The organism is Mycobacterium sp. PDNC021 (assembly GCF_048282635.1).
Classification (GTDB): domain Bacteria; phylum Actinomycetota; class Actinomycetes; order Mycobacteriales; family Mycobacteriaceae; genus Mycobacterium; species Mycobacterium llatzerense.
In genome coordinates, this window is sequence record NZ_CP182502.1 from 1020156 (window position 1) to 1046614 (window position 26459).

General features: G+C 67.5%; 23 protein-coding genes. 9 read left to right on the top strand and 14 right to left on the bottom strand.

Going from position 1 to position 26459, the window contains the following annotated elements:
* Positions 1 to 24: 24 nt before the first annotated feature.
* The 4 genes from ACNO8X_RS04720 to ACNO8X_RS04735 form a co-directional block, all read right to left on the bottom strand.
* The gene (locus ACNO8X_RS04720) at positions 25 to 3204 is read right to left on the bottom strand and encodes an arabinosyltransferase domain-containing protein (protein ID WP_418004364.1); all 3180 of its coding nucleotides are present in this window, start codon (positions 3202 to 3204) and stop codon (positions 25 to 27) included.
* An 11-nt stretch (positions 3205 to 3215) separates the two neighbouring features.
* Positions 3216 to 6470 carry an arabinosyltransferase domain-containing protein gene (locus ACNO8X_RS04725; protein WP_418004365.1) on the bottom strand — a complete coding sequence of 1085 codons (3255 nt, stop codon included), beginning with the start codon at positions 6468 to 6470 and terminating at the stop codon, positions 3216 to 3218.
* Positions 6471 to 6551: 81 nt separating this feature from the next.
* Positions 6552 to 7181, bottom strand: a complete 630-nt coding sequence (locus ACNO8X_RS04730; protein WP_418004366.1) for a hypothetical protein — start codon at positions 7179 to 7181, stop codon at positions 6552 to 6554.
* Between the two features lie 141 nt (positions 7182 to 7322).
* Positions 7323 to 7691 carry a DUF4345 family protein gene (locus tag ACNO8X_RS04735; protein WP_418004367.1) on the bottom strand — a complete coding sequence of 123 codons (369 nt, stop codon included), beginning with the start codon at positions 7689 to 7691 and terminating at the stop codon, positions 7323 to 7325.
* A gap of 36 nt (positions 7692 to 7727) precedes the next feature.
* On the opposite strand from ACNO8X_RS04735, the gene ACNO8X_RS04740 reads away from it, so the two are divergent.
* On the top strand, positions 7728 to 8486 hold the full coding sequence (locus ACNO8X_RS04740) for a helix-turn-helix domain-containing protein (protein ID WP_418004368.1): 759 nt from the start codon (positions 7728 to 7730) through the stop codon (positions 8484 to 8486).
* 23 nt (positions 8487 to 8509) lie between these two features.
* Here the strand turns inward: ACNO8X_RS04740 and ACNO8X_RS04745 are convergent, their stop codons facing one another.
* From ACNO8X_RS04745 to ACNO8X_RS04765, 5 genes are read right to left on the bottom strand one after another with little or no spacing between them, the layout of a single operon-like run.
* On the bottom strand, positions 8510 to 11707 hold the full coding sequence (locus tag ACNO8X_RS04745; protein ID WP_418004369.1) for an arabinosyltransferase domain-containing protein: 3198 nt from the start codon (positions 11705 to 11707) through the stop codon (positions 8510 to 8512).
* A gap of 11 nt (positions 11708 to 11718) precedes the next feature.
* Positions 11719 to 13581: a galactan 5-O-arabinofuranosyltransferase gene (locus tag ACNO8X_RS04750; protein WP_418004370.1), complete on the bottom strand. Its 1863-nt coding sequence runs from the start codon at positions 13579 to 13581 to the stop codon at positions 11719 to 11721.
* The gene (locus ACNO8X_RS04755) at positions 13581 to 14360 is read right to left on the bottom strand and encodes a decaprenylphospho-beta-D-erythro-pentofuranosid-2-ulose 2-reductase (RefSeq protein ID WP_418004371.1); all 780 of its coding nucleotides are present in this window, start codon (positions 14358 to 14360) and stop codon (positions 13581 to 13583) included. The genes ACNO8X_RS04750 and ACNO8X_RS04755 overlap by 1 nt, the downstream gene beginning before the upstream one ends.
* Before the next feature lie 7 nt (positions 14361 to 14367).
* The gene (locus ACNO8X_RS04760; RefSeq protein WP_071286341.1) at positions 14368 to 15780 is read right to left on the bottom strand and encodes an FAD-binding oxidoreductase; all 1413 of its coding nucleotides are present in this window, start codon (positions 15778 to 15780) and stop codon (positions 14368 to 14370) included.
* 25 nt (positions 15781 to 15805) lie between these two features.
* Positions 15806 to 16273: a GtrA family protein gene (locus ACNO8X_RS04765; RefSeq protein WP_418004372.1), complete on the bottom strand. Its 468-nt coding sequence runs from the start codon at positions 16271 to 16273 to the stop codon at positions 15806 to 15808.
* Between the two features lie 28 nt (positions 16274 to 16301).
* On the opposite strand from ACNO8X_RS04765, the gene ACNO8X_RS04770 reads away from it, so the two are divergent.
* On the top strand, positions 16302 to 16925 hold the full coding sequence (locus ACNO8X_RS04770; RefSeq protein WP_418004373.1) for a metal-dependent phosphohydrolase: 624 nt from the start codon (positions 16302 to 16304) through the stop codon (positions 16923 to 16925).
* Here the strand turns inward: ACNO8X_RS04770 and ACNO8X_RS04775 are convergent.
* Complete coding sequence (locus ACNO8X_RS04775; RefSeq protein ID WP_418004374.1) at positions 16915 to 18336, bottom strand: PLP-dependent aminotransferase family protein; 1422 nt, start codon at positions 18334 to 18336, stop codon at positions 16915 to 16917. The two genes, ACNO8X_RS04770 and ACNO8X_RS04775, sit on opposite strands and share 11 nt — an antisense overlap.
* A 49-nt stretch (positions 18337 to 18385) precedes the next feature.
* On the opposite strand from ACNO8X_RS04775, the gene ACNO8X_RS04780 reads away from it, so the two are divergent.
* On the top strand, positions 18386 to 18868 hold the full coding sequence (locus tag ACNO8X_RS04780) for a carboxymuconolactone decarboxylase family protein (RefSeq protein ID WP_418004375.1): 483 nt from the start codon (positions 18386 to 18388) through the stop codon (positions 18866 to 18868).
* Here the strand turns inward: ACNO8X_RS04780 and ACNO8X_RS04785 are convergent.
* Positions 18837 to 19736, bottom strand: a complete 900-nt coding sequence (locus tag ACNO8X_RS04785) for an alpha/beta fold hydrolase (RefSeq protein WP_418004376.1) — start codon at positions 19734 to 19736, stop codon at positions 18837 to 18839. The genes ACNO8X_RS04780 and ACNO8X_RS04785 overlap by 32 nt on opposite strands.
* Before the next feature lie 82 nt (positions 19737 to 19818).
* Between ACNO8X_RS04785 and ACNO8X_RS04790 the strand changes: the two genes are divergently transcribed.
* Positions 19819 to 20448, top strand: coding sequence for a winged helix-turn-helix transcriptional regulator (locus ACNO8X_RS04790; RefSeq protein ID WP_418004377.1), 630 nt, complete (start codon positions 19819 to 19821; stop codon positions 20446 to 20448).
* Here the strand turns inward: ACNO8X_RS04790 and ACNO8X_RS04795 are convergent.
* The 3 genes from ACNO8X_RS04795 to ACNO8X_RS04805 form a co-directional block, all read right to left on the bottom strand.
* The gene (locus tag ACNO8X_RS04795; RefSeq protein ID WP_418004378.1) at positions 20431 to 22215 is read right to left on the bottom strand and encodes a DUF222 domain-containing protein; all 1785 of its coding nucleotides are present in this window, start codon (positions 22213 to 22215) and stop codon (positions 20431 to 20433) included. The genes ACNO8X_RS04790 and ACNO8X_RS04795 overlap by 18 nt on opposite strands.
* A gap of 125 nt (positions 22216 to 22340) precedes the next feature.
* Positions 22341 to 22973, bottom strand: a complete 633-nt coding sequence (locus ACNO8X_RS04800; RefSeq protein WP_418004379.1) for a hypothetical protein — start codon at positions 22971 to 22973, stop codon at positions 22341 to 22343.
* 178 nt (positions 22974 to 23151) lie between these two features.
* Positions 23152 to 23580, bottom strand: a complete 429-nt coding sequence (locus ACNO8X_RS04805; RefSeq protein WP_418004380.1) for a hypothetical protein — start codon at positions 23578 to 23580, stop codon at positions 23152 to 23154.
* 276 nt (positions 23581 to 23856) lie between these two features.
* On the opposite strand from ACNO8X_RS04805, the gene ACNO8X_RS04810 reads away from it, so the two are divergent.
* The 5 genes from ACNO8X_RS04810 to ACNO8X_RS04830 all read left to right on the top strand — a co-directional run bounded on the left by ACNO8X_RS04810 (position 23857) and on the right by ACNO8X_RS04830 (position 26449).
* Complete coding sequence (locus tag ACNO8X_RS04810; RefSeq protein WP_418004381.1) at positions 23857 to 24519, top strand: hypothetical protein; 663 nt, start codon at positions 23857 to 23859, stop codon at positions 24517 to 24519.
* 60 nt (positions 24520 to 24579) lie between these two features.
* Positions 24580 to 24936, top strand: coding sequence for a hypothetical protein (locus ACNO8X_RS04815; protein WP_418004382.1), 357 nt, complete (start codon positions 24580 to 24582; stop codon positions 24934 to 24936).
* Positions 24937 to 24940: 4 nt separating this feature from the next.
* Positions 24941 to 25603 carry a Dabb family protein gene (locus ACNO8X_RS04820; protein WP_418004383.1) on the top strand — a complete coding sequence of 221 codons (663 nt, stop codon included), beginning with the start codon at positions 24941 to 24943 and terminating at the stop codon, positions 25601 to 25603.
* Positions 25604 to 25692: 89 nt separating this feature from the next.
* Positions 25693 to 25872, top strand: coding sequence for a Sec-independent protein translocase subunit TatA (gene tatA / locus ACNO8X_RS04825; protein ID WP_418005781.1), 180 nt, complete (start codon positions 25693 to 25695; stop codon positions 25870 to 25872).
* Positions 25873 to 25969: 97 nt separating this feature from the next.
* On the top strand, positions 25970 to 26449 hold the full coding sequence (locus ACNO8X_RS04830) for a helix-turn-helix domain-containing protein (RefSeq protein ID WP_418004384.1): 480 nt from the start codon (positions 25970 to 25972) through the stop codon (positions 26447 to 26449).
* Positions 26450 to 26459: the final 10 nt, after the last annotated feature.

A 26459-nucleotide genomic window follows, 5' to 3' on the forward strand; every position in this document is an offset into this window, starting at 1 on the left:
TAACTGGCCACTCGGCGGAACGGGTTAGGGCTTGATGCGCATCTTCCCCGGCGAATACAGCCCGCTGTGGACGGCGGTGCCCAGGTCCAGCTCGGCCGTCGTCGCATCCACGACGGTCGTGAAGGCGCGCAGCGAGCCCCAGTCCCGGCCCCAGTCGTCGGACAGGTACGTCGACATCACGTGCGCCTTCAGCAGCACGTCGGTGATGCCCAGCAGGCCGCCGTTGATGCCGTCCTGCCAGGTGTCGGTGTCCTGCTTCTTGGCGGTGTAGTCCGGGGTGATGCGGAACTTCGGCACCTCGGTCACGCCGTTACGCACCAGCATCGGCTGCTGACACGGGAACGCCAGGCCGACGGCCCAGTCCATCAGCACCGGCTGCGTCTTGCCGATGAACTGCTCGAGGGTCTTGAGCTCGGGCACCCGCGGCGGGGTGACCGCGATCCAGTCGCCCTCGTTGAGCGAAAGGTTCACTGCCACAACACGAACGAACGTGGCATCGGCCGGAATCTGACGACGGTCGAACCGCAGGTTGCGCCACGACGGCGTCGGACCGATGTCGTAGGGCACGACGCGTCCGCCCGCGACGGGGTGGCCGTCCGGACCGGTGCGGCCGTACTCCAGCTCGACGGTCTGGCCTTCGGTGCGGCCCTTGAGGGAGCTGTTGCCGGTGATGGTGCCGGCCGCGGTGACGACCACCAGCGGTTGCGCGGCATCGGCGGCGGGCAGCCCGTACCAGGCCGACGTGAGCTTGGCCTGCGAGTGGGGACCGGTGGTGTAGGTCCCGGCGACGGGCACCCGTGCGGGGTCGAGGCCGTAGGGCAGCGGCACCGTCGAGCCGTTGATGCCCGGCGTCTTGAGCTTCACCGCGGCGTCCCAGTCCGAGTCGGTGCCCGGCATCGGGAAGTCGAGCCGAATCGCTTCGGCGACAATGTGATCCGGTACCCCGTTGGGCGTGAAGCCTGCCGCTCCCACGCCTCCCAGCGCGCCCAGCGGCCCGTAGTCGCCGGCCTGCGGGGTCAGGAACCCGGCGTTCGAATCGGGCTCGACGAGCACATTGTCGGCCAACCCGCAGCCGCCCTTGAGCGCCCGCAGATTGCTGGCCAGGTTCGAGTACGTCGGGTATTCGCGCACCGCGCCGATGGCCATCGATGCCACGCAGACCACGACCATGAACGCGGCGGCCAGCGGGATGGGTGCCGCGGTGACCAGCCGGGTGAGCCGGCCTTCGGGGCGGTCGCTGTTGAAGTGCAGCCAGAACGCCCACAGCGCGGTGATCACGAACAGCGCCAAGAAGATTGTGCTGAGCTTGATTCCGCCGACCGCCACCATGTCGTTGTTGAACGGCACGCCGTAGCTCGACACGTACCACCAGCCGTTGGTGGTGGCCGAAACCAGCGCCAGCAGGAACAGCACCGCGGAGGTGACGGCCATGCGGTTACGTGCCGACTTCAGCACCGACCGGGACACCAGCACGGTGGCCACCGCGGCCATCGCCGCGCCCACGGCCGCGAACAGCCCGAAGTGGTGCACCCACTTGGTCGGGGTGAACATCAGGCAGAACATGGTGGCGAAGATGATGCCCATCAGGCGCCACACGGGGCCGCGGGCGATGCCGGGCACCCGCTTGCGCCGCAGGATCATGAACATCGACGTGAACAGGCTCAGCGCGGTCAGCAAGAAGCCGAAGCGCCGGGTCATCGAGCCGTCGACGGTCGGCAGGAACAGGTAGTAGTACCGCAGATTCTCGGTGTACCAGGCCTGACTTGGGCCGATCGCGGTGCGGATCCTGGTGGCCTCCAACACCCCTGCCGCAGTCTGGTTGACGAACACCACGGTCAGGATGACGAAGCCGGCGGCCAGCAGCGGCAGCACGAGCGGCCAGGTGCCGACCTCTCGGCGCCGACGGACCAGGATGCGCAGGATCGGGCGGCCACCGGCCAGCAGGGCCGCCACGGCGATCAGTCCGGTCGGCTGAATGCCCAGGGTGAACGCCGCGCTGATGATGGCCAGGGCGGCCGGGGTCAGCCGGCTGGTGCCGATGGCCCGTTCGATCAGGACGTAGGTGATCAGGGCGCCGGTGGCGATCTGGCCCTCGGGGCGCAGGCCGTTGTCGAAGGGCATCCAGGCGGCCATCAGGACCAGGCCCGCGGCCCACATGGCCGCCTTGCTGCCCGCGACCGCCGGGCCGAGCCGGGGGAGCACCTCACGCGACAGCAGCAGCCAGCAGATCAGCGCACAGAGCAAGTCCGGCAAGCGAATCCATATGCTCGCGTCGCTGACGTGCGTCATCAGGGCCAGCACGTTGTAGTACCAGCCGAACGGATCCTCGGGGCTGCCGAACCAGCGGAAGTAGTTGATCATGTACTGCGCGTGCGGCGCGACGCGCGCCATCTGCAGGATGTAGCCGTCGTCAGATGACCCGGCACCCAACACATGCCAGAGCAGGAACCCGCCGACCACGACGCCGTCGACCAGGCTGAAGGTCCGCCAGCGGCTGGGGATGAGGCGCTGCATGCGGCGCCCGTCCATCCGGTCCAGGCGCCAAAGGGCCAGCAGCGCAACGATGGTCGCTGCGATGCCACCGAACATGGCGGTGTACTTGATGATCGTCGGACGGTTGATGAACCGGGTGTCGATCGTCGCGGACACCGAAAGGCCTTGCGGTGCGGCGCCCTTCAGGTCGGTGAAGATGCCGACGACGGTGGGACGCAGGTTCGGGTCGGCGAACCCGGTACGCAGTTCCTTGCCGTCGGTCCCGGTCAGGCCGACGAACGTCGCGAAGGTCCCGTTCTTGTCGGCGATGATCTCGATGCGTGAACAACCCGGATTACCAATGGCTTTCAGGCGCGGCACGCTGGCGATCACCACGTTGCGGTCGGTGATGTCGACGCGGCTGCTCGAGACGTTGACCAGCAGGCCGTTCAGCGCGGCCTGCTTGCCGTCCTTGGGTACCGTGCCGAACACCAGCCCGCCCGAGGGTGGCAGCGTCCGCAGCACGTCGCACGGAATCGTCGCCTTCATCGTCACCGGTGTCTGCGAGATCAGCGGCGCGGTCACATTGCCGAACTGGCCCTGCTGCGGCCAATTCAACTGCGCGGTCGTCTGCACCACCGGCAGCAGTGGCGTCAGCGCCGACAGCACGAAGCCGATCAGGCCGGCGACGATCGCCACCCACCGGGTGACCTTCACTTGCTGTGCGTTCATTCCCGTCCCGGTCATGGCAGGGCCCGGATCGGGCCGCGGCGGCTCCAGCCATTGACGGTCATGGTGCCTTGATCAATCGCTGCGGGCGGTGCCATTGACGGCGGCACCACCGGGTCGTACCGCTCGATCGAGCCCCAGTCCCGGTACCAGTCATTGCGCAGGTAGGTCGGGATGGTCGACGTCCGCAGCAGCGCCTGGATGAACAGGAAGGGGCCACCCTTCTGCGCGGACTGCCACATGTTCGACGACACCACGACCTGCTTGGTGTTGGGCAGGATGCGGTACTGCGGCAGCTCCGCGACGCCGAGATGCTCGGAGAACGGGCGCTGGCACGGGAAGTTCGCGGCGGTGGCGATGTCCATCAGGATGGGCGTCTGCGACCCGAGGAACTGCTGCGCGGATTGCAGCGTCGGCACCCGCGGCGGGGTGAAGCCGAACCACTGGTCCTCGGACAGGTTCGGATCGTCGGCGACGATCCGGGCCACGTTGGCCTCCGGCGGTGCCCACGCCAGCGGGAAACGCAGGTTGCGCCAGGCGTACTGGGCGAAGGTGTCGATGGGCTGCACCTCGCCGAGGGCCTGGTAGCTGCCGTCCGGCCGGTGCACACCCCACTGCAGCTTGAGCGACTGGCCGTAGTGGAACTCGTGCTCTTCGTCGTAGTACCAGATGGCGCCGGCGGCCGCGACAGTGACGAGCGGCCGGTCCGCGGAGCGCGGCGGGAGTTCGTACCAGGCCGACGTCGCCTTGGCGGCGACACCGTTCTCCTTGAAACTGCCCATCACCGGGGTGCGGGCCGGGTCCAGACCGAACGGGAGGAAGACGTTGGAGCCGTTGACGCCCGTCGGGCCGTAGCCGCCGCCGGTACCGGCCGCGAAGGCGACGCCGACGTTGGGCTTGTTGGGCGAGCCGTCAGAGTTGACGGTGCCGGGGTTGGCGACCACCGGGTGCGGCGGGGCGAGCGAGTCGCTGACGCCGTTGGGGGTGAAGCCGACGGGGTTCTCGCCGCCCAGCGGCCCGTACTTGCCCCAGGTCTGACCGGGCACGGGCTGCAGGGTGCCGGCGTTGATATCGGCCTCGACCAGCACGTCGTCGGCCATGGCGCAGCTCTTGTCGGACAGCCCGGACGTCACAGCGTTCAGGTTCGCGCGGGCCGTCGTGTACTGCGGGTAGCGCTGCACGAAGCCCTTGGCCATCGAGCCGACCTCGAGCATGACCATGATCACCGCGACGATGAGCAGCGGCGTCGACGCCAGCGCCCGGTTGCGGCGGGTCTCGGCGACCTCGGTGTGGCCGGCGTAGTCGATGCGGAAGTGCAGCCAGCCCGCGAGGAGCGCGGTGATGATCGCCAGCACCAGGAACATCGAGGTGACGGGGTGGCCGGCCAGCACGGGCTGCCGGTCGAACCACGGCACGCCGTAGTTGCCGACGTAGAACCAGCCGTTGATGCCGGACGTCGCCCAGGCCAGCACGAACAGCAGGGCCGTCACATAGAGCGCCAGGTTCCGTCGGCTGTGTAGGCCGACGGTCGCGAACGCGAAGGCGATGATCGCGCCGAACGCACCCGACAGCCCGGCGAACGCACCGAACTGCACCGCCCACTTGGTCGGGGTGAAATGCAGGAGCAGCAGGCCGAGGATGGTGCTGCCGAGCAGGCGCCACACCGGACCGCTGGCCAGGCCGGGCACCCGGCCCTTGCGCAGCAGCAGGGTCAGCGTGCCGAACAGGCACACCAGCAGGATCAGCACCGAGAAGCGGCGGGTCATCGAGCTGTCGACGCTGTCCTCGACGGTGAGGAAGTAGTAGCGCAGGAATTCCTGGTACCAGGAGATGGTCGGGCCGACGGTGTACTTGATGCGCGCCGACTCGGCGACCGTGGCCAGGGTCTGGTTCCGGAAGATCACCGTCAGGATCAGCGACGCCGACGCGGCCAGCGTCGCGATCGGGGCCAACAGGCCGGTTCCCGCCCGGCGGCTGCGGATCGTGCGGACCAGGGCGCGGGCGCCGATGAGCAGCGGTGCCAGCGCGATCAGGCCCTGCGGTGCGGTGGTCGCGGTGAAGGCCGCCACGATGATGGCGACGGCCGCCGGGGCCAGGCGCCGGGTGGCGATGGAGTATTCGATGAGCACCCAGGTCGCGATCACCCCGAAGGCGATCAGCGGTTCGGGGCGCAGGCCGTTGTTGAACGGGTACCAGGCGGCCAGGAAGACAGCGGCCGCGGTCCAGATGGCGATGGCGTTCGAGGACACCCCGCGGGCGCCGGGGCCCAGGCGCGGCAACACCCAGCGGGACAGCAGCGTCCAGGTGGCCATGCCGGCCAGCAGTGCGGGCAGGCGCATCCACACGCCGGCGGTGCTGACGGTGGCCAGGTGCGCGAGCACCGACTGGTACCAGTCGAACGGCGCCTCGGAGGTGCCGAAGTAGCGGAAGTAGTTGGCGACGTAGCCGGCCTGGCTGGAGACCCGGGCGATGGTGAGGTTGTAGCCGTCGTCGGAGGAGATCGCGCCGATCAGGTGCCACCCGGCCAGGCCGGTGAACACCGCGATGTCGGCGAGCCAGTGCCAGCGGCTGACCTTCCAGAAGCGCTGCCACGCGTCGTGCACGCGGCGGCCGTCCAGCCGGTCCAGCAGGGCCAGCGCGAGGATCGAGACCAGCGTCAGCAGCACGCCGAGTGCCATCGCGGCCGACTTCACGAACGTCGGGACGACGATGAACCGGGTGTCGATGTCGACGCGTGCCGACAGGCCGGGCTGTGCGGGGACCTTGAGGCCGGTGAAGATGCCGGCCACCTGGGGCTTCTTCTCCACACTGCCGGTGCCTGCGGCTCCGGGCAGGCCGATGAAGTCGGCGCCGACGCCGCTGTTGGTGGCCCAGAGATGCAGGTTGCTGCATTTCCCGATGTCGGCGCGCTTGGCGACGGCAGCGACGGTGTCGCGGAAGGCGACGACGACGTCGGTGGCGTTGGCCCGGACGAACAGGCCGTTGCGGCTGGCGTCGATACCGTCGGGCGGGATCGTCGAGAACACCAGACCGCCGGCGGCCGGCAGCGTGGCGATGGCCGAGCACGGGATGGAGACATCCAGCGCCAGCGGCGCACCCGACACCAGCGGGGCGGTGAGATCGGAGACATTTCCGCTCACACCCGGGGCCTGAGGCCACAGGATGGTCGCGGTGGTCTGTTTGACGGGCAGCAGTGGGGTCAGCGCGCAAAGCAGCAGACCCGCTAGGCCCGCGATGATCGCGACGAGACGGGCAGTCCTGGCAGGCACGAGGCTCAAGACTAGGCGACAGTTATATGTGGCCTGGCGCACTGACTGGGAATGTCGAGGTAGTTGGCCGGAATGTGACCGTCAGTAGAGCTTGCTGCCCTGGGCAGACAGCCGGAAGCCGTGGGTCTTGAAGTCCTCGAACTCGGAATGTTGGATTTCGCAGATCAACGAGCTGTCGCGGCCTACCGCGCACACTTCGTCGTTCATATCGACGCCACTGCCGCGGCGAGAGCCGGGCACGATGATCTTCTGGCCTGGTGCCAGTTCGCGGTACCTGCCCGGGTCCACCGGTGAGGTCTTGAAGCCCACCTCGTACTGGGTCTCAAGGTTCTCCAGGTCGGCCTTACCGTAGACGGGGACGGATCCCGGTTCGAGAGTCACCAGGGTGGCGCCGCCGAGCACGCCCGGCAGCGGACCCCAGCAATTGATGCTCGAGTAGTACTGGAACGAGTTGGGCCCGTCATAGAGCTCGCAGTGCACGCCGTCGGCGGTCTTGAACCGCAGCGATGACCAGCCGTAGTGACTCGGACCGGGGTAGTCGCAGGTGCGGACTTCGGTGTAATCGTCGAATCCGATGGTCGCAGCGGGTAGTGGCTTCGCCGGAGGCGCTGCGGCAGCAGCGCTATCGACGGCCGCGCAGTCGGATAGCGGTTGCGCGGTGTGGTCCGGCTCCTTGGCTGTCGATGAGCAGCCGGTTGCGCAGACGGCCATCACCGCTGCGATATGGAGGTGAATTCCCCTGTGTCGCAAGCTGTTACCTGACGTCGCCCCCTGTAGTGCCATTTCCAGGATAAACCCGGTCACAGCACCGTGCGGACGCGAATTCCGCGCAGGGAATCACGCGATCCGCGCCTAACGGGCAGCCCAGAACAGCACGCCCGCGGCCGCCAGTTCCACCAGGCAGTAGAACCAGTTGGGGTAGAACGATGTCCGGTCGTCGATCACCGCTGACACGATGCGGCCCAACGCCATGCCGGCCAGGGCCGCGGCCACGGTGAACAGGACGCCGGTGCGGACAGCCCCCGGGGTGGCCGCGGCGTACCCGAGGATGCCGGCGATCGCCAGGCCGAAACCGCCGTACACGGCGCGCACTTCGGCACGCGCCGCGGCACCGCCGAGCGTGAAGCCGAACGGCCGCAGGATCGCGGCGGGGGCGGCCAGCGCGTACACGCCCATGCCGAGGAAGAACACGCCTACGACGGCGATGATGACGATCTGCACGGTAGCCTCCAGTCGAGATTGACCATGGAGTCCAGCATGTCGTCCCGTACACCTGCCCCGCTTCCACAAACCTGCTGCCCGACGGTGTGGCTGTGGCCGGGCCAGGCCCTGTACGCCGGACCTGGCCTGGGCTTGCAACCTCATTCGGGATCGGTGTTCTGCCTGGCCGTCGGGATCGATGCGCCACTGTCGGTGCAGACGGATCAGGCGACGACGGTGGCCCGCACGGTGTTGATCCCGCCGCGGGTACGCCACCAGCTGACGGTGCAGGGAACGCTGGTGTCCTGCTACCTGGATCCGGCCTCGGCGCGCACCGCGTCATGCCGGGAGTTGTTCACCGACACTGACACCGACGGCATCGGCGTGCGGCACCGCGCCGAACGCGCGCTGCTGAACGTGCCGCCCGACGATATCGCCGCCCTGCGTTGGCTGGATACCGCCGCACCTACCCAGGTGCAGCGGATGGATCCGCGGATTGAACTGGTGGCCAAGCAGATTCGCGACGACCCCACGCACGTCGAGTCGGCCGGCGACCTGGCTGCCGCGGTCGGTTTGTCCGAATCCCGGTTCTTGCACCTGTTTCGCCAGGAGACCGGATCCAGCCTGCGCCGCTACCGGTTGTGGAGTCGGCTGACCCGCGCCGGCGCCGAGATCGCTGCCGGGCAGAGCCTGACCGTGGCGGCGGTCGAGGCCGGGTTCACCAGCCCGTCGCACCTGTCCGACCGGTTCAAGTCGACCTTCGGACTGTCGGCGACGGCACTGCTCGCGACCGGCGTGACCATCCGGACGCCTTGAACACCAGCGTCATTGGCCGCTGATCAGGAATGGCGTAGCGGCGCCGGGCTCCACAGCCCGCTGCGGGTGGCGGTGCCCAGATCGATCTGGGCCGGCTGTGCGTCCGGGTAGTACTGGGTGAACTGCTGCAGCGAGCCCCAGTCGCGGAACCAGTCGTCCTTCAGGTATGTCGGCACCGGGGTGGCCTTGAACATCAGCTCGGTGATGCCCAGCGGGCCGCCGCCGAGGTAGTCCATGACCGGCGAGTTGGCTTCGGCGCCGAAGCGGTCCGGCAGGATGCGCCACTTGGGCACTTCGGTGACGCCGTTGTCGTGGCCGAACGGGCGCTGGCACGGGAACGCCAGACCGACGAGCCAGTCCAGCATCACCGGGTCCTTCGAGCCGACGACGTCCTGCAGGGTGCGCAGCTTCGGGATCCGCGGCGGCGTCAGGGCGATCCAGTGCTGGGGCGCGAGATCGTCGTCGGTGGCGACGATGCGGATCACGGTGGCGTCCGGCGGGATGGCGGCCATCGGGGCGCGCAGGTTGCGCCAGGCCGGTGCCGCGCCGACGTCGGCGAAGCCGACGGCCCCGGCGATCTTGCCGGCCGCGGCCTGAGCGTCATTGGCGAATTCGACCCGAACCTCGCCCTGGTTGAAGCGGCCCGCGGCGGCGGCGACCAGCAGCGGTCCGGCCTGATCGCGCGGCGGCAGTTTGTACCAGCCCGAACGCATGCGTGCCGGGATCTGGACGCCGCCGCGCCAGCTGCCCAGCACCGGGGTGGTGGCCGGGTTCAGGTTGTAGGGCAGCTTGGCACGCGAGCCGTTGACACCCATTCCGGCAGTGGTGCCGCCCTCGGTGCCCGGCTCCGCGCCGCTGGTGGGGCCGCCGTCGTTGTCGGCGAAGTTGGTGCCGCCCGGCGGTTCCATCACGGGGTCTGCGGAGACGTCCGAGGGAATTCCGTTGGGGGTGAAGCCTTCTGCGCCGCCGGCGCCCAGCGCGTCGGCGAGCGTCGTCGACTGCGGGACGAGCATCCCGGCGTTGGGGTCCTGCTCGACCATGACGTCGTCGGCCAGGCCGCAGGTCTTACCGGTCAGTGCCTGCAGGTTGGAGCGGCCCACGGACCAGGCCGGCCACTGCTGCGTCATCCCGAGGGTGAGGGACAGTACTTCGAAGAACACCACGATCCACGACGCAATTGCCAAGGGCGCCTGGGGAACCCAGCGACTCACCGGCCGGTCGGGTGTGTGGTCGTAGAAGTGCAGCCACGCCGCCCACAGCAGAGTCAGGAACGACAGGCCGAACAGGAAGGTGGTGAAGCCGAAGTGCCACTCGGGGAATTGATTCGACCACGGCACCCCGAAGTTGGAGACGTACCACCAGCCGTTCACGGTGGCGAACGACAGTGCCAGGACGAACAGCACCGTCGCGGCGAACATCGCCCGGTTGCGGCGCGAGCGCATGGCGGCGGTGCCGACCGCGATGGCGGCCAGCGCGCCCAACGATCCGGCCAGCCCGGCGAACACGCCGAAGTGGTGCGTCCATTTGGTGGGCGTGAACATCATGGCCAGGAACGAGATGATGGTGATGCCGACGATGCGGCGGGCCGGACCGGCGGCGGTGCCCGGAATTCGCCCCTTGCGCAACGACATTGCGAGCGAGACGGCCAGCGCGAGCAGCAGGGTCAGCACCGCGAACCGGCGGGCCACCGAGCCGTCGGGGCTGGTGGTGAACAGTCGCTCGTAGCGGATGTGCTCGTCGAACCAGCTCAGCGCGGGGCCGACGGTGGTCTTGAAGGAGCTGGCGTCGATCTCGGCGGCCAGGGTCTGGTCGCGGAAGATCAGGATCGCCGTCACCGTGCCCGCGGCCAGGATCGGTGCCAGTAGAGCCAGGTAGCCGAAGCGCGAAGTGTGCCGCGCCACAATCGTTTTCAGCGGTCCGACGGCGACCAGCAGGGCGCCGATCGCGGCGATGCCGGTCGGGCCGGAGAACAACGTCAGCGCGCCGATGATGATGGCGATGGCCACCGGCAGCAGCCGGCTGGTGGCGACGCCGCGCTCGACGGAGCACCAGGTCAGCAGGATGCCCAGCGCGATGATCGGCTCCGGTCGGATGCCGTTGTTCAGTGGCAGCCAGAACGCCAGGAACATCCCGGCGGCGGTCCAGGCGGCGGCGCGGCTGTTCTTGACGGCGTGGCCGAGGCGGGGGAGCACCTCGCGGCTGATCACCCACCAGCACGCCAGTGCCATCAGGAGGGTGGGGAGGCGCATCCAGATGCTCGACGTGGACACGTGCGCCCACAGCGCCAGCAGGTCGTAGTACCAGCCGAAGGGCGCCTCCGGGGTGCCGAACCAGCGGTAGTAGTTGGCCATGTAGCCGGCGTGTTCGGAGACGCGGGCCATGGTCAGGATGTAGCCGTCGTCGGAGGTGTTGGCGCCGACGAAGTGCCACCACACCAGGGTCGCTGCCACGACGCCGTCGAGCGGCTTCACCGACCACCAGCGCGGTGGCAGGAACCGCTTGTGCGGGACGCCGTCGGCGCGGTCCAGTACGTGCAGGGCTCCCAGTGCGACGACGGTGAGCGCCACGCCGAAGATCATCGCGAGCATCTTCAGCAGCGTCGGGGAGGTGCTGTAGCGCGAGTCGATGGTGGCTGAGAACGTCAGTCCGGCCGGCGCCGCGCCGGACAGGTCGGTGTACACGCCGACGATCTGTGGGCGGAAGTCGTAGCCGCTGAGCTCGCCGCGCAGCGGCTTGCCGGGGTTCTTGTCCTTCGGGCCCTGCACGAGACCGACCAGCTCGCCGGTGACCTTGTCGTCGTGCGCGGTGAACTTCAGTTCCTTACAGGCCGGGCTGAGTACCTGCGTCAACGGCGCGCTGACGACCGGGGTGTTGCGCACGATGACCAGCAGGTCGCCGCCGACGCGCTCGATCAGCAGGCCGCGGTCGACGGCCTTGGGCGCCTGTTTGGGCACCGTGGACAGCAGGGTGGTGGCGGGGCCGGTGAGGCCGGCAGCCGCCGAGCACGGAATCGTGATGGTGAGGTCGGTCGCGACATAGCCGATCAGGGGCGCGTCGACGCTCTTCAGCACGCCTGCCTGCGGCCAGTTCAGCTGTGCCGTGGTCTGGGTGACCGGCAGCAGCGGCGTCGCCATCGCCAAGAACGCGCCGAGCAGTCCGGCGACGATCGCGATCCACCGAGCCGTACGGTGATTGCGCTCTACCTCAGGTTCCCCGGCCACGGGCCTAGATGTTAGTGGCCGCTACGGATGGCCAGCACAAACGGGCCGATATCGGTGACCTGCCAGTGCTTGCTGTGAAACAGCCGCTCGTCGAGTGCCACCTGGTAGCGGCGCACGTTGGGCTGGTTGGGGTAGACGTCCTCGGCCAGTCGCAGCGTGTAGGTGCCGGTGCCGCCGTGGCGCATCAGGAACACCGTCGGCGCCTGCCAGGGCATCGTGTCGAGGGCCTTGACGAACTCGTCGGGGCTGGTCATGGTCGCCCAGCTCTCGATGGCGCCGGAGCGTTCCTTGAACTGCGCCAATGGGTTGGCGTAGTGCGACGTCAGGCCCTGGAACCCGTAATAGGGGTAGTAGGACAGGAAGCTGTAGTCGGCGGTCATCACGACGGTCTCGTTGCGGGGCCGGCCCGTCGCCGCGGTGATCTTCCGGTCGATCTCCTGATAGAAGCGCTCGGAGCCGGGCGGACGACGGTCGGCGCGCTGGCCGGAGCCGTCGGTGTCCGTGTAGGCGACGGCGATGTCGGGCCGCAGGATGTCGGGGATCGCCTGGCTGAACGACACCGCGCCGATCGCGCCGATGGTGGCGGCCACGGCGATGACGCGGTTGGTGGTCGGCTGCGCATAGTGGTGCGCCAGCCCGCGGGCGGCTTCCAGGAAGCCGAAGGTGCCGGCCGCGACCAGCAGCACCAGCAGGGTGGGTTGCAACCGGAACGACAGCAGCGTGGTGCGCGCGAGGGTGGCCAGCATCGACAGCAGCGACCACGCGTACACCGACCCGACGGCCATCGCCAACGCCGCGGCGCGGGTCGAGCTGCGAGCCTTGACCACCAGCCACAGCGTGCCGATGAGGCACATGACGCCCAGCAGGGTGGCGTCGAGCATCGGGAAGGTCAGCTGTGCACCGGACATCGGCAGGTAGTGGAGCGCCGTGTCCTTGTCCTTGGGGTGGCCACGCAGTATCGCTAGGTAGTAGGGGCCCCAGTGGATCAGGACAATGACGGCAGATGTGACCGCGATGACGACCAACCTGGCCAACGGCTGCCACTGACGGCGGCTGACGGCCAGCAGCAACGCCATCAGAGTCAGCGTGAACGCGGCGTAGCCCAGCAGCAGGGTGTAGAACAATCCGGCGATGCCGAGGAAAACCCCGGTGCCGATGACGGCTGCCCATCCCCGGCCGGTCGCTTTCAGTCCCGACCAGGCCAGCACGAACACCGGCGGCAGCAGCACCACGATGACCGCCGAGTACGGCTCGGTCGACGAGTAGGCCAGCGTCACGGCGGCGGTCGCCGTGGTGACGGCCAGGGCGTACTCGAAGCGAATCATGGCCGCCCACAACACGAATGCGGCCACGATCGCCGCGGTGATCGACACGACCGCCCACGGCTTGAACATCTCCCATGCGGGGGTTCCGGTCAGCGCGGCCACCCGGCCGCCCAGCCAGAACCAGCCCGACGGGTAGTACGGCGGCAGGCCCAGATACGTCATGTCGTGCGGCACAGCGGTATCCGCCAGGCGGGTCAGATACTCGGTGCGGAACTGCTGGTCCACCGAGACGCCGAACAGGTACAGCTTGGTGGCGCCCAACGGCATGCCGAGGGTGACGACCGAGAACGCAGCCAGCAGCGACGTGGCCGCCAGTTTGGCGCTCTTGTGCCAGCCGCGGCGCCAGGCCCACCCCGTCAGGAGCAGTCCGATCAGCACGGCGCACTGGCCCGCGGTGGTGAGGGCGTGCAACTGGTTCGACGAGTTGAACGCCGGCCACTGGACGCGGGCAATCGCTTGCAGCGCAATGACCGTGATGAGCACCGCCAGTGCCATGGCGGCCAGCATCTGGCCGCTCACCCTGGCTCCCGCGGCCAGTGCGCTGCGCATCAGAGCGGGAGTTTGCGGAAGATCGACCGCGGGATGTGCCGGATGACGGCCATCAGGTAGCGCACCGGGTTGGGCGCCCAGATGAGCTCCTTGCCCTTGGCGGCGGCAGCGACGGCCTGGTTGGCGACGTCTTCCTTGTCGACCGTGAACGGTGCCTCCTTGGCGCCGGTGGCCTTCCAGTGATCCAGCGTCGTGGTGGTGCGGACCTGGCCCGGGCGGATGACCAGTACGCGAACCCCGAACTCCCGCAATGCTTCTCCGAGACCCAGGTAGAAGCCGTCGAGGCCGGCTTTGGTCGAGCCGTAGACGAAGTTCGAGCGCCGGACCCGTTCACCGGCGACCGACGACATCGCAATGATCTGCCCGAAGCCCTGCGCCTTCATCTTGTCGCCGACCAACACGCCGACGGAAACCGCCGCGGTGTAGTTGATCTGGGCGGTCAGCACGGCCTTGGACTGGTTCTGCCACAGCTCCTCGGCGTCACCGAGGATGCCGAACGCGACGATCGCGACGTCGACATCGCCCTGCGCCCAAGCGGATTCGATGATCTCCGGATGGGACTTGGTGTCCAGCGCGTCGAAATCGAGGTACACGACCTCCTTGGCGCCGGCAGCCTCGATCTGTGCGATCGCGGCGTCGCGCTTCGGGGCGTTCGGCAGGTCGGCGAGGATCACCCGCGCCTTGGCGTTCTTGAGGTAGCGCTCGACGATGGCCAGGCCGATCTCCGAGGTACCGCCGAACAGCAGGATGGTCTGCGGGTTGCCGGTTGCGTCAATCATGAATCTCCTAGAGAAGTTCGAGGCGGCGGGCCATGTCGGAGGCGAACACGCCGTTGGGGTCAGCCTTGCGGCGGGTGGCGATCCACTCGTCGATCCGCGGGTACATCCGGTGGAAGCTCTCGGCGCTGACGCGGGAATCCTTGGCCGTGTACACACGGCCGCCGAATTCCATTGCGCGCTTGTCGAGTTCGTTGAGGAACTCGTTGACACCCGGCCGGTTCGGGAAGTCCAGGGCGACGTTCCAGCCCTGCATCGGGAAGCTCAGCGGCGCCTTGTTGCCCGGGCCGAACAGCTTGAAGACGTTCAGCGCCGAGTACTGCTTCTGGGTGTGCATCCAGCGGATGATGCCCTTGAACTCTTCGAGCGCGTCGGGCGGAACCAGGAACTGGTGCTGCGCGAAACCCGCTGGGCCATAGGCATATTGCCAACCCGAGGTGATGTCGAGCATGTGGTAGAACTGCGTCAGGTTGACGATCTTGCCCTGGTAGTTACCGCTCATCCGGTAGAACGCCTCGCCGATCGCCGACAGCGAGAGCTTGTTCATGAAGCTGACCGGGAACAGGTTCGGGATCGACGGCAACTGCGGCGCGGTGAACTTCAGCGGGTCTTTCGCCAGCTTGGCGGGCAGTTGGTCGACCTTGGCCAGGCTGCCCCGGCTCACCGCGGCGCGGCCGAGCTTGGGCTCCGGGCTGATCAGGTCGAACCAGGCGCTGGAGTACGTGTAGTTGTCCTCGCTGCCGTCCTGGTGCACCGCGACGGTTTCTTCCAGATCCGCGGTGGCGATGCCGTCGGCGATGAAGTACGCGCTCTCCGTGCGGGTCATCTTGATGCGCGCCCGGATCACGATGCCCGTCAGCCCGTTTCCGGCGACGGTGGCCCAGAACAACTCGCTGTCCGGTCCGTCCGGCGTCAGCGTGTGCACTTCACCGTCGGCCATCAGCAGATCCAGCGACAGCACGTGGTTGCCGAAGCTGCCCGCGCTGTGGTGGTTCTTGCCGTGGATGTCCGAGGCGATCGCGCCGCCGACGGTGACCTGCCGGGTGCCCGGCAGCACCGGGACCCACAGCCCGAACGGCAGCGCGGCCTTCATCAGCTGATCGAGGCTGACGCCGGCGTCGACGTCGGCGACGGCGGTCTCGGAGCTGATCGAATGGATCCGGTTCAGCGCCGTCATATCGACGACGATGCCGCCGCCGTTGCAGGCCTGGTCACCGTAGGACCGGCCGAGACCGCGGCCGAGGATGCCGCGGCGGAGGTGGGCGGGGCTGGAAGAGTTTGCGTCCGCAACCCGCTTGACCGCCTCGGCGATCACTGAGACATCGGGTGTGGACAGCACGTTTGCCACGGACGGTGCCGTGCGGCCGAACCCGGTGAGGGCGCGGCGCGTCAAGGGCAGCGTGGCGTCAGGCTGGGTAGACATAACGGTCAAAGGGTACCGGGCAACGTCACTTCAACCGGAAAATCACGGCTCGCTGCACCACGAAGTTGATCACCGTCGCCGTGCCCTGGGCGATGACAAAGGCCACAGGCCGTCGCCAGGACTCGCCCTCGAATTGCAGATAGAACAGCTGATTGATGCCGACCTGCAGTCCGAAGGTGACTGCGTACAACATCACAACCGCGATGAATCGCGCCCGGCTGGGTTCGGCCTGGAAGGTCCAGCGCCTGTTGATCAGGTAGGCCGTCGTCGTGCCGGCGATGAAACTGAGCGTCTTCGCGATGAGCGTGGCCCGCGCGTCGGGCATGCCGTTCGCCACGAAGACGGCGCTGAGCAGCGCATACAGGCCGTAATCGACCACCGCGGACAAGCCGCCGGTGACGACGAACCGCCACGCCTGCGTCACCAGGCCCAAGGATGCCTCGACGGCTTTCTCGGCGCTGTGTTCGGCGGGGATCTCGACTGGCTCGGCCACCCGGGCAGCTTACGTGCACCATGGACACGTGACCGATTTGCTCCAGGCATGGCACACACTGCTGGCGCGGCATTCTGTGTCGCCGCGTGTCGACGACGTCGGGGCGTCGCTGCTGGGTCGCTGGGCCGAGCCGCACCGCAGTTACCACGACCTGAGTCACCTGCGCGGCATCCTGTCCGGAGTGGACGCCCTGGAGGGCTTCGCGGACGATCCTGACGCGGTGCGCCTGGCCGCGTGGTACCACGACGCGGTGTACGCCGGGCAGTCTGATGATGAGGAGAACAGCGCCCTGCTTGCCGAGTCGGACCTGGCTGATCTGGGCGTGGAACCGGCATTCGTGGCGGAGGTGGGGCGCCTGGTGCGGGTGACCATCACCCACGACCCGGCGGCCGACGACCACAACGGCCAGGTGCTGTCCGACGCCGACCTGGCGGTGCTGGCGGTGCCGCCGGCGGACTACCAACACAACACCGCGCGGGTGCGGGCCGAGTACCGCCACGTCAGCGACGCGGACTTCGGAATGTGGCGGGGCCGGATGATCGCGGCGATGCTGGCCGGGCCGTCGCTGTACCGCACGGTCGAGGGGCAGCGGCTGTGGGAGGACGCCGCCCGGGCCAATCTCGAGGCGGAGTTGGCGTCGCTCATCGGCTGACGGCTGCCAGCACGGCATGCAATGCGTCGAGCGCGGCGTTGAACTCGTGGTCGGCCGGCGTGCCGAAGCTCACCACCACGCCGTCCTGGTGCGGGGTGTCCGGCGGGGCGTCCGGGTGCCGCAGCAGCGCCAGCCCGGACAGCGCGATTCCGGCGTCGGCTGCACGCCGCATGACCTCGTGTTCGGTGCCGTCCGGCAGCCGGATCAAGGCATGCAGTCCAGCTGACAGGCCACTGATTTCGACATCCAGCCCGGACAGCTTGGCCGCCAGCGCATCTCGCCGTCGCCGGTAGCTGTTGCGCATCCGGCGAATGTGTTTGTCGTATTGGCCGGATTCGATGAAGTCGGCCATGGTCAGTTGGTCGATGGCATTGACGTAGAACTGTTGCCCGCCCGCCGCGGCCAGCACCGGGTCGATCAGGTTGTCGGGCAATACCATCCAGCCCAACCGCAGCACGGGCGACAGGCTCTTGCTGGCCGAGCCGAGATAGGCCACTCGGTCGGGATCCAGCCCTTGCATGGAGCCGATCGGTTGTCGGTCGTAGCGGAACTCGCCGTCGTAGTCGTCTTCCAGGACATAGCTTTTCGTGCGGACCGCCCAGTCGATGGCCTGGGTGCGCCGTGCGGGATGCAGGGGCACGCCGTGCGGGAAATGGTGCGCCGGGGTGAGCAGAACAGCTGCCGCGCTGGTCGTTTCGAGGTCCTCGACGATGGCACCGTGGTCGTCGATCCGGATCGGCACCGTGCCGGCTCCGTTCTCGGCGATGGCGTCCCGGAACAGGAACAGTCCGTAGTCCTCGACGGCAATGGTGCCCGGTGCGAACACTTTCGACAGCAGCTCGACGGCGTGGCGGGTGCCGGCGCAGATGACGATCGATTCGGCCGTGGTGCGGACGCCGCGGGCCCGGGCCAGGTAGGTGGCCAGCGCGGCGCGCAGTTCCGGGCGCCCGCGGGCGTCGCCGGTGCGGAGCGCTTCGGTCGGGGCGTTGGTCAGGGCCCGACGCGCCGACGCCAGCCAGGCCTGCCGAGGAAACGCCGCGACGTTTCCCGAACCCGGCATGAGGTTGTGCGTGGGGGTGCCCGGTTGGGCGCGCTGGGTGACCGGCGCCGATTCGGTGTGCGAGCCGATGACCCACGTGCCCGCGCCCTGGCGCGAGCCCAGCCAGCCCTCGGCGACCAATTCGGCGTAGGCCTCGGCAACGGTGTTGCGGGCCAATCCGAGGTCGGTGGCCAGCGATCGGGATGGCGGCAGCATGGTGCCGGCCGTCAATCGACTTGAGCGGACCGCGTCTCTCAGCGCCCTGATCAGCTGGTCACGAGTGCCGCGTCGGCCCGGGTGGACGGTGTGGCCGAGGTCCAGATGCAGGTCCAACCCGGTGCCGTCCGCCGCAGAATTGGCCCATGAAACCACGTACAAATTGAACCATGTTCGCGGGTTTTTGGTGGCTAACGTGGATGCTATGACCGAGACACTGAATGCACCGACCGCCACCACCCACGTCAAGCGCATCGATATCTACGACGTCGCTCCCGAGCTCTACGCCGGGATGATGGCCTTCAGCAATGCCGCGTCCAAGGAGCTCGATTCGACCATCGGCGAGCTGATCAAGATTCGCGCCTCGCAGCTCAACCACTGCGCCTTCTGCCTCGACATGCATGTCCACGACGCGCGCCGCTTCGGCGAGACCGAGCAGCGCCTGGCCCTGGTTGCGGCGTGGGAGGAAGCCGGCGATCTGTTCACCGACCGTGAGCGGGCGGCGCTGGCCATCACCGAGGCCATCACCGATCTGAGCCACGGCCCGGTTCCGGACGATGTGTACGCCCAGGCCGCCGCGGTGTTCACCGAGCGCGAGCTGGCGCACGTCGTCGGCATGGCCACCGTCATCAACTCGTGGAACCGGCTGAACGCCGCTACTCGGAAGGCTGTCGCGCGCCGTCGCTGAACGTGCGGATCGCAGCGGCGAATTCCTCGGGGGCGTCGGACTCGACATAGGTGCCGGCGCCCTCGACGATGACGGTCGTGTGGTCGGGGAACGTCGCTTCCAGCCGTTCACGCTCCTGGGTCCGGAAGGCGATGTCGGCGTCACCCCAGACGATGAGTGTCGGCAGGTGGGCGACATCCGGCAGCCCGGCCTCGACCTCGGCGAAGAAGTCCCGGCTCGCGAGCACCCGGCCGGGGAGCACGGCAGATGCCTGGCGCCGGTCCGCGGTGTCCAGCGCCCGGCGGTAGTGCTCCATCTCGGCGTCGGTGACCTTTCGTCGCCGGTGGCCGGTGGGAATGAAGGCATTGACGAGCAGATTGAACTGCCGGACCAGGAAGCGCATCGGCAGCCCACCCATGATGCGACCGAAGGCTTCGAAATGCAGGTCCCCGTTGACCGGCCACGCCCAGGTGTTGGCGAGTACCAGCCGATGGAAGACGCCCGGCCGCCGCTGCGCCACCGCAAGGCCGATCATGCCGCCCCAGTCCTGCCCGACCAGCGTGACGTCCTTCAGGTTCAGAGTGTCGACAAACACGGTGACCACCTCCGCGTGCTGCTCGGGTAGGTAGCGGTAGCCGGGCCTCGGTGTGGACAACCCGAAGCCTGGGTAGTCGAGCGCGATGCACCGAAATTCCTTGCGCAGCAAGAGGATTACCTCGCGGAACAGGAACGACCAGGTCGGATTGCCGTGCAGCATCAGCAGCGTTGGGCCTGAACCCTCATCGACGTAGTGCACGGTGTGGCCGTCGATCTCGATGAAGTGGCTCTCGAACGGGAACAGATCGTCGTCGACCCAGACAGGCCGTGTGGTTTGAGCGGTGTTGGTCATGGCGACCCCTCGTCGAATCAGCTTCCGGGTATGCTTGAACATCTCATAGTCACTTGAGAAATTCAAGTAGAAGGGCGGAGTGATGCGCAGCTACGACCAATACTGTGGGCTCGCCCGGTCCCTCGAAATCGTGGGCGACCGATGGAACCTGCTCATCGTTCGGGAACTGCTCATCGCACCCGCCCGCTATCGCGACCTGATCGATCGTCTCCCGGGTATCGCAACCAACCTGCTCGCTGACCGGCTCCGCGATCTCGAAGCGGCAGGGGTCGTCGAGCGCAGGGTGGCCGGCGAGGGCAGCGTGGTCGAGTACACCCTGACTCCGTGGGGTGCGGAGCTGCGTCAGCCGATCGAGAGCCTGCTCCGCTGGTCCACGCCGTTGATGATCAATGGTCCCGCCGGCAGTGACTCCTTCCGGCCGGAGTGGCTCACCCTCGCCGTCCCGGCCCTGCTCGACGGCCGGGTCAAGGTCCGCTCCGCGGTGACGATCGGTCTCGTGATGGGCGAGCAGTCCTTGCAGCTGCGCGCGACCCGATCCGGCTTCGAGGTCGGTCCGCCCGACGGCCGCAAGCTCGATGCCTCGATCAGCGCGGGCCCCGCCTGCATCCTTGGTCTCGCTGCGGGTGCTCTCGCCCTCAGCGATGCCCGTGCACTCGGACTCGTCGAAGTCGACGGCGATGAGGCCGCCGTCCGATCAGTCTTTGCGGATTGACTCGGACAGTGGTGACATGTCGTTTTCGGCCGCTTCGCGGGCTGCGTGTCTGCGGTCGGCGGCTTCTTGTGCCGCGGCGATTTCTTGGAGGTCGGCGTCGTTGAGGGCGCGTTCGTAGGCGATGCGTTGGGCTTGGTTGTGGGCGCGGGTGCGCTGCCGGATGGGCATCATGATGCCGCGTCCGGGTGCCGGCGGGGTGTCGAGGTCGGTGACGTTCGGCGGTGGCCCGTCCGGCAGTGGTGTATCACACTGCTTGTGGGGGAACAGGATTCGGCTTTCGGGCACGCTGGTGTAGGTGTGGCCGGTGGGTGCGGTCCACACGATGGTGCCGTCGGGCTGTTGGCGGTCCCGCCACCCCTCGGGCCCGCTGTAGAAGGTTTTGAGTAGGTGGTGTTTTCGGCATTTCGGGCTGAGGTTGCCCGGATGGGTCGGCCCGGCCGGCCACGGGATGGTGTGGTCGAGGTCGCAGGCGGTCGCGGGTTGGTCGCAGCCGGGGAACATGCACGTCATCGCCCGCATCCGGACGAACTCGTCCATGGCGACCGATGGCCGGTACCGCGGCACCGCGGCCAGGCCATTGGCTGAGGCGACGGTGCGGACTGTGGCGCCGCGGGCCACCAGGTCAGCCAACAGCGCCGGTGGCACCACCGCCCCGCCGACCATGTAGCCGACGGGCGTGCGTACCGGAGCAGGGGCTCGGACAGGTGCCGACGCGGGGGCGGGCACCGGCATCGGTGCCGCTTCGCGCGCGGTTTCGTGCGCCGACTCCGACTCCGGTGCTGGTGTTGGGGCCGGGGTGTTGTACGGCGTGGTGGCCGGCTGCGGATCGCTCACCGGTGCGGGCTCCGACGCCGGCGCCAGCGCGGCGTCGGGCTCACGCTGGGGCGCCGGCGGTATGGGAGCCAGGGGCGCGGCCGGGTCACCGCTGAGCAGCGGATCCGCCACCGGCGCCGGTAGCGCGTCGGTCAGGACGTGGATCACCACGGCGGTCGCCCGGGCATCGGGCCCGGCGGCCGGGCAATCCGGCGCACCGCATTGGCACGCCAGGCGGTCACCGCGCGCCGCCAGCACACCCAGAGCATCGGCACGCCGTTGCCCGAACGTGCGGGGATCGTTGGCGCACACCTGCCGCGCCATCTCGGTCAGTACCCGATCCAGCAGTTCGGCGTCGGTGGCCAGCAGCGCACCCCAGATGGAGGCCACCCCGGTGTCGTCGTCGGGTTTGCCGACCCCGACCCCACGGCGGCGGGCCGCGGACCGGACTTTGAGGACCGCGGCCGGATCGAATTTGTGCACCCAACCGTCGATCTTCTTCTCGATCTTCTTGCGCGACAGGCCCGCCCACTCGGACAGTGCCCCGGCCAGCGCGGCATCGATCACGGCCATCAGGTTGGGGTCTTCGACCAGTCGGGTGCGCCAGCAGATGGTGCCCACCGTCCGCGCGGACACCCCGCCGTCGGCGAACGCCGCCGCCACCCGCGGGAGCCGGTACCGCAACGCGACGGCGATCGACAACTGCCCCGACGCTTCCTTGGGACCGATCCCTAGCGCGGCGCCGACTTCCGCGCAGGCAGCGTCCCAGCCATCGCAGGCCCACCACTGCCGATCACCCTGATTGTCGACGCGCAGCGCGACCAGGTCGGCGATCGCCACGAACCGGCCTGACGCGGCCACCGCTTCGACCCGCGCGTAGTGCGTCATGGCATCGACCGTTGAGACATCGTGCACGAGGACTCCCGTGCCGCTGATGCCACAGTGATCGAACATGTGTTCGAGTTTACTCGTGGATCTGGGTCATCGCAACAGAGTTCGACGAGCCTGTGGATAACTCGCTACAGGGGGTGCATCGGAGTCGGCTGCGGAATGCAGCCGACCCCGAGCGTCGCGGTGAATCAAGCAGTGGTGTCGAAAGCGTCCCGGATGCTCTCGCGGGTGACGGTGATCTGCGCTTCGACCGCTTCGCGGGCCGATGTGGCGGTGGTGCGCAGCTCGCTCCATTCGCGGCTGGTGACCTCGCGCACGTCGTCGGCGCCCTGGGTGGCGGTGCCGGCCACGGTGAACAGTCCGTCCACGGCGGTCGCGGTCAAAGCACCCTGGGCGCGAACCAGCGAGCCGGCCACGTGCGAGGCGCCGGCGATGATCGCGTTCGGGCCGACGGCGTTGCGGCCGACGTATTCGCCTACGGCGCTGCGGATGTCGCGACCCGATTCGGCCAGCACGTCCTGAACGGCCGAGCCGGTCTCGGTCACCGCATCCGGCAGGGTGGCGCCGTCGCGGACGGACGAGAGGACCTTGGCCGGAGACTCGACGACGGCCTCGGCGGCCGCGGAGGTGGCGCTGACGAGCTGACGGGTGAGGCTGTGGCCGGCGTCGAGCTGACGCTCCAGCACACCGCTCAGCACCTCGCGGATGGCGAGGCCGGTGTTGGCCTCCTCTTCGGCGGCGTCAGCGGCCTCGACGAGCTCGGCCTCGATGACCTGCCCGTTCGCGGTGTCGTTGGTGGTGGGGGTTTCGGTGATGGTCATGATTGCTCCTGGGGGACGCGGAAAGCCGGTAGCCGCAATTGAACTCCGCGCCACCGAACCCGAGGTGACGGTCAAGTGGCCGGCAGGAACCCCGGAGACAACGAGCTGAGCCCGGGGTAGTGACCTACGCGACACTCTGCCGCGGAGACCCAACGACGCGCTGCTTCAGCTGGTGCGACTAGGAGGCTGGGACCGTCGCGGGGGTGCCCGCCGCCAGCGCATTCCCCAGTTGGCCGAGGAAGTTACCAGTTTCCACTAAAAGCGTTGGTAACAAAGCGCCATTGGTCGGTGCCGCGGTGGACCCAGGCATTGCGGTTGTGGGTGTCAACGGGCTGGGCGTGACCAGCGACGGCGTGGCAAGAGTTGAGTCGGCCATGGCCGGCAGAGTTTCGGACGGAGTGGTCAAGGCCGAATCGGCCGTGGACTGGGAGGTGAATGCTCCCGGATCGGGCGTGGGTATGACGGAGTTGTCAGCGCCGGCAACTCCGCTCGTGAAGCTCAGCATGGTTGCGGCGAGGCCGGTAACCATTGTCGCCAGATAGGCGTCCCGCGAATTCAGCGGCAATATAGACATATGGTTTCTCCCTATCTGGATAGAAATGAACACGAGGGAATTCGAGTCACATGGAGCACCTTGGACCATCGATATCACTACTTTGGCTCGAAACAATTGCGATGAGTTCACAGAATTGCCCCTGGAGCCGCAGCGAAAGTCTTCTACCTGCGTATATAGGTTCCATAAGTTGCTTGAATAAGTGCGCCAATAATACCTGTAATAATACGAATTTAAATGCATTGAACAATTATTGAGGCCGCCAATATATTCAGACACGCCGATAGCGATAGGCCGATCTGCAAATGTTCGATGGCTATATTCGCCGGCATGTCTGAGATCGATCGCCGCAGTTTGATGAAAATGGCGGGGTTCGGCTTGCTCGTAGCCGCGGCCCCTGTCTCCGTTGCTCACGCCGAGAGGACAGGGGGTGGCTCGCTTGCGAGCGCCCTGTCGCTGGGCGGCGCGCAAGGACACCCGCTCTTCGCGGACGAGTTCGACGGTCCGGCCGGAACTCGTCCGGACGGTGCGAAATGGGAGGTTTCGCCCAGTGCCTTCCTCGACGGCAATTCGAACCTCGTCGTTCGCGCTACCCGCGAGGGCGACCGGTATGTCGGCGGGACCGTCGTGGCCAACTGGCAGGGCGGGGCCGGCACCACCTGGGAAGCGCGGGTGAGGCTGCAAGCCCTTCCCGACACGTCGGACCGCCTGCGGCTGTCTGGGTGGTACGGCCACATTCAATGGATGGGCGCAGGTTCATCCGATTCGTATCGGATGGATGTCGATGACCAGTGGCACACCTGGCGTGGGCAGTTGCACCAGGACCAGATGTACGTCTGGTCCGACTACGCCAAGGGTGCGCAGCCGTCGTTCGTAGTCCCCGCGCCCTCGGTTCCCAATTCCCGGATCGTTCCGATCCTCAGTCTCACGGCGCCCAGTTCGGGAGCCGTGTATCCGGCGCAGATGCTCGTCGACTCGGTGCGTGTCTGGTGACGTCGGATTCGTCAGCAGTGAGCCAGAGCTGCTGTCTCACAACAAGAAAGGAGTCGGTGAATGGCTAAACCAATCTGGGTAATCGACGACATCACGGTAGCTCCGGGACAGGGGCCGGCGTTCGTCGACGCCTATATGAAGCAGTACGTGCCAGGAGCGCAGAAGCGTGGCATGACCCTCGCGAATCGGATGGTTCTGCCGTGTGAGTGGTTGGTCGACGGCGAGCCGAGTTCGAATCGAATTCTCTTCGTGTGGACCGTGCCGGACGCCCTCGGCGTCTGGGGCTTCAAGTTCGCCGGCCGGAATGATCCGGCGGTACTGAGTTGGTGGCGCGACAAGGCGCCGAAACTGTGTAAATCCCGGTCACGGATGATCCTGGCCGACGTCGACGATCTTGCGGGGCTCGCGAATGTATAACTGGGTGTTGGTAATTGAGTTCCCCAAGGGAATGGATCCCGCCGGGCGAACGGCGGCGACGGCGAAGTTCCAGTCGCTGATGCAGGGCCTGCCCAGGGTCAAAGCGCCCATCGCGCAGGCGTCACCGCAGAACCAGTTCAAACTCAACGGTGGCGACCTGGTGTGCCGCGCCTCCTTTGCGAACCGGGGCGGATATGAATCCGCGTCGAACAGCAAGCAGGGCAAGGACTTACGAGCCTTGCTGAACGACAAGAACACGGTGGCGTCGCTCAACGAGGTCACCTACAACGGCGGACTGTCGGGAGGCACTGCCAACGGCCCGACGATTTACCGGGTTGCGTTCTTCTGCGCGAACGTCAACCCGACGCGTGAGCGGCTTGATCAGTGGAGCAAGGAAACGTCGTCGATGCCCAAGTACATCAAGACGATTCAGCGCTGGCAGCTGTCGACGGTCTCGAAGCCGGACACGGCTACCGGCCTGAATCCGTGGACCCATGTGTGGGAGCAGGAGTACGCCCAGTTGCCCGGCCTCGTCGGAACGTATCTGATGCACCCGGACCACTTCGCACATGTGGACCGGTGGTTCGACCCCGAGTACCCCGAGTTCCTCGTGGACCCGGTGTTGATGAACACGTTCTGCCCGATCACCTCTTCGGTCATCGCGTAGCGCTGTTCGCCGTGCGCGGCGGGAACCATCTGCCGCGCACGGCAACTCGGCTGCGGCCGCGTCAATTTTCCAATCAGGAGGCAATCATGATCGCCAATTTCGGTCCATGGCATTGGCTGGTTCTGGCGGTGGTGGTGGTTGTGCTGTTCGGCGCCAAGAAGCTCCCGGATGCCGCGCAGGCGGTCGGCAAGTCGCTGCGCATCTTCAAGTCCGAGATTCGTGAGTTGCACCGCGAGGCCGATTCCGACACCACTGCGGCACCTCGATGACCCGTCCGGTCATCGGGACGAGTCCTTTGCACGGGGTTTGGGGATGGTAACCATGTCGTGTGCGCGGGAACTGGCACTGCCGAATACTTCAACGGTAATGGTGGCTGTGGAGATGACGGCGCGCGGCGGCAGGCCGGTTGACAAGCTGACGTTGACCGACGAGGAACGCCGAACGCTCACCCAGTGGGCGTGGTCCGCGCACTCGCCGCGCGCGCTCTCCCAGCGATGTCAGATCGTATTGGGCTGTGCTGCAGGTAAGTCCAACAAACAAGTGAGCGCCGAACTGGGTATCTCGCAACAGACGGTCGGGAAATGGCGGCGGCGGTTCCTGTTGAAGCGGCTCGACGGGTTGACCGATGAGCCACGCCCGGGCGCGCCGCGCCGGATCAGCGACGAGCAGATCGAACAGGTGGTCGCTGCGACGTTGAGCGGTTCGTCGTCCGGCGCCGAGCCGTGGTCCAGGGCATCGATGGCCGACGCGTACGGGCTGTCCAGATCCACGGTGGGGCGAATTTGGAAGGCGTTCGGGCTGCAGCCGCACCTACTCGACAACGCTGAGGCCGAGTCGGACCCATGACGCCGGTGGG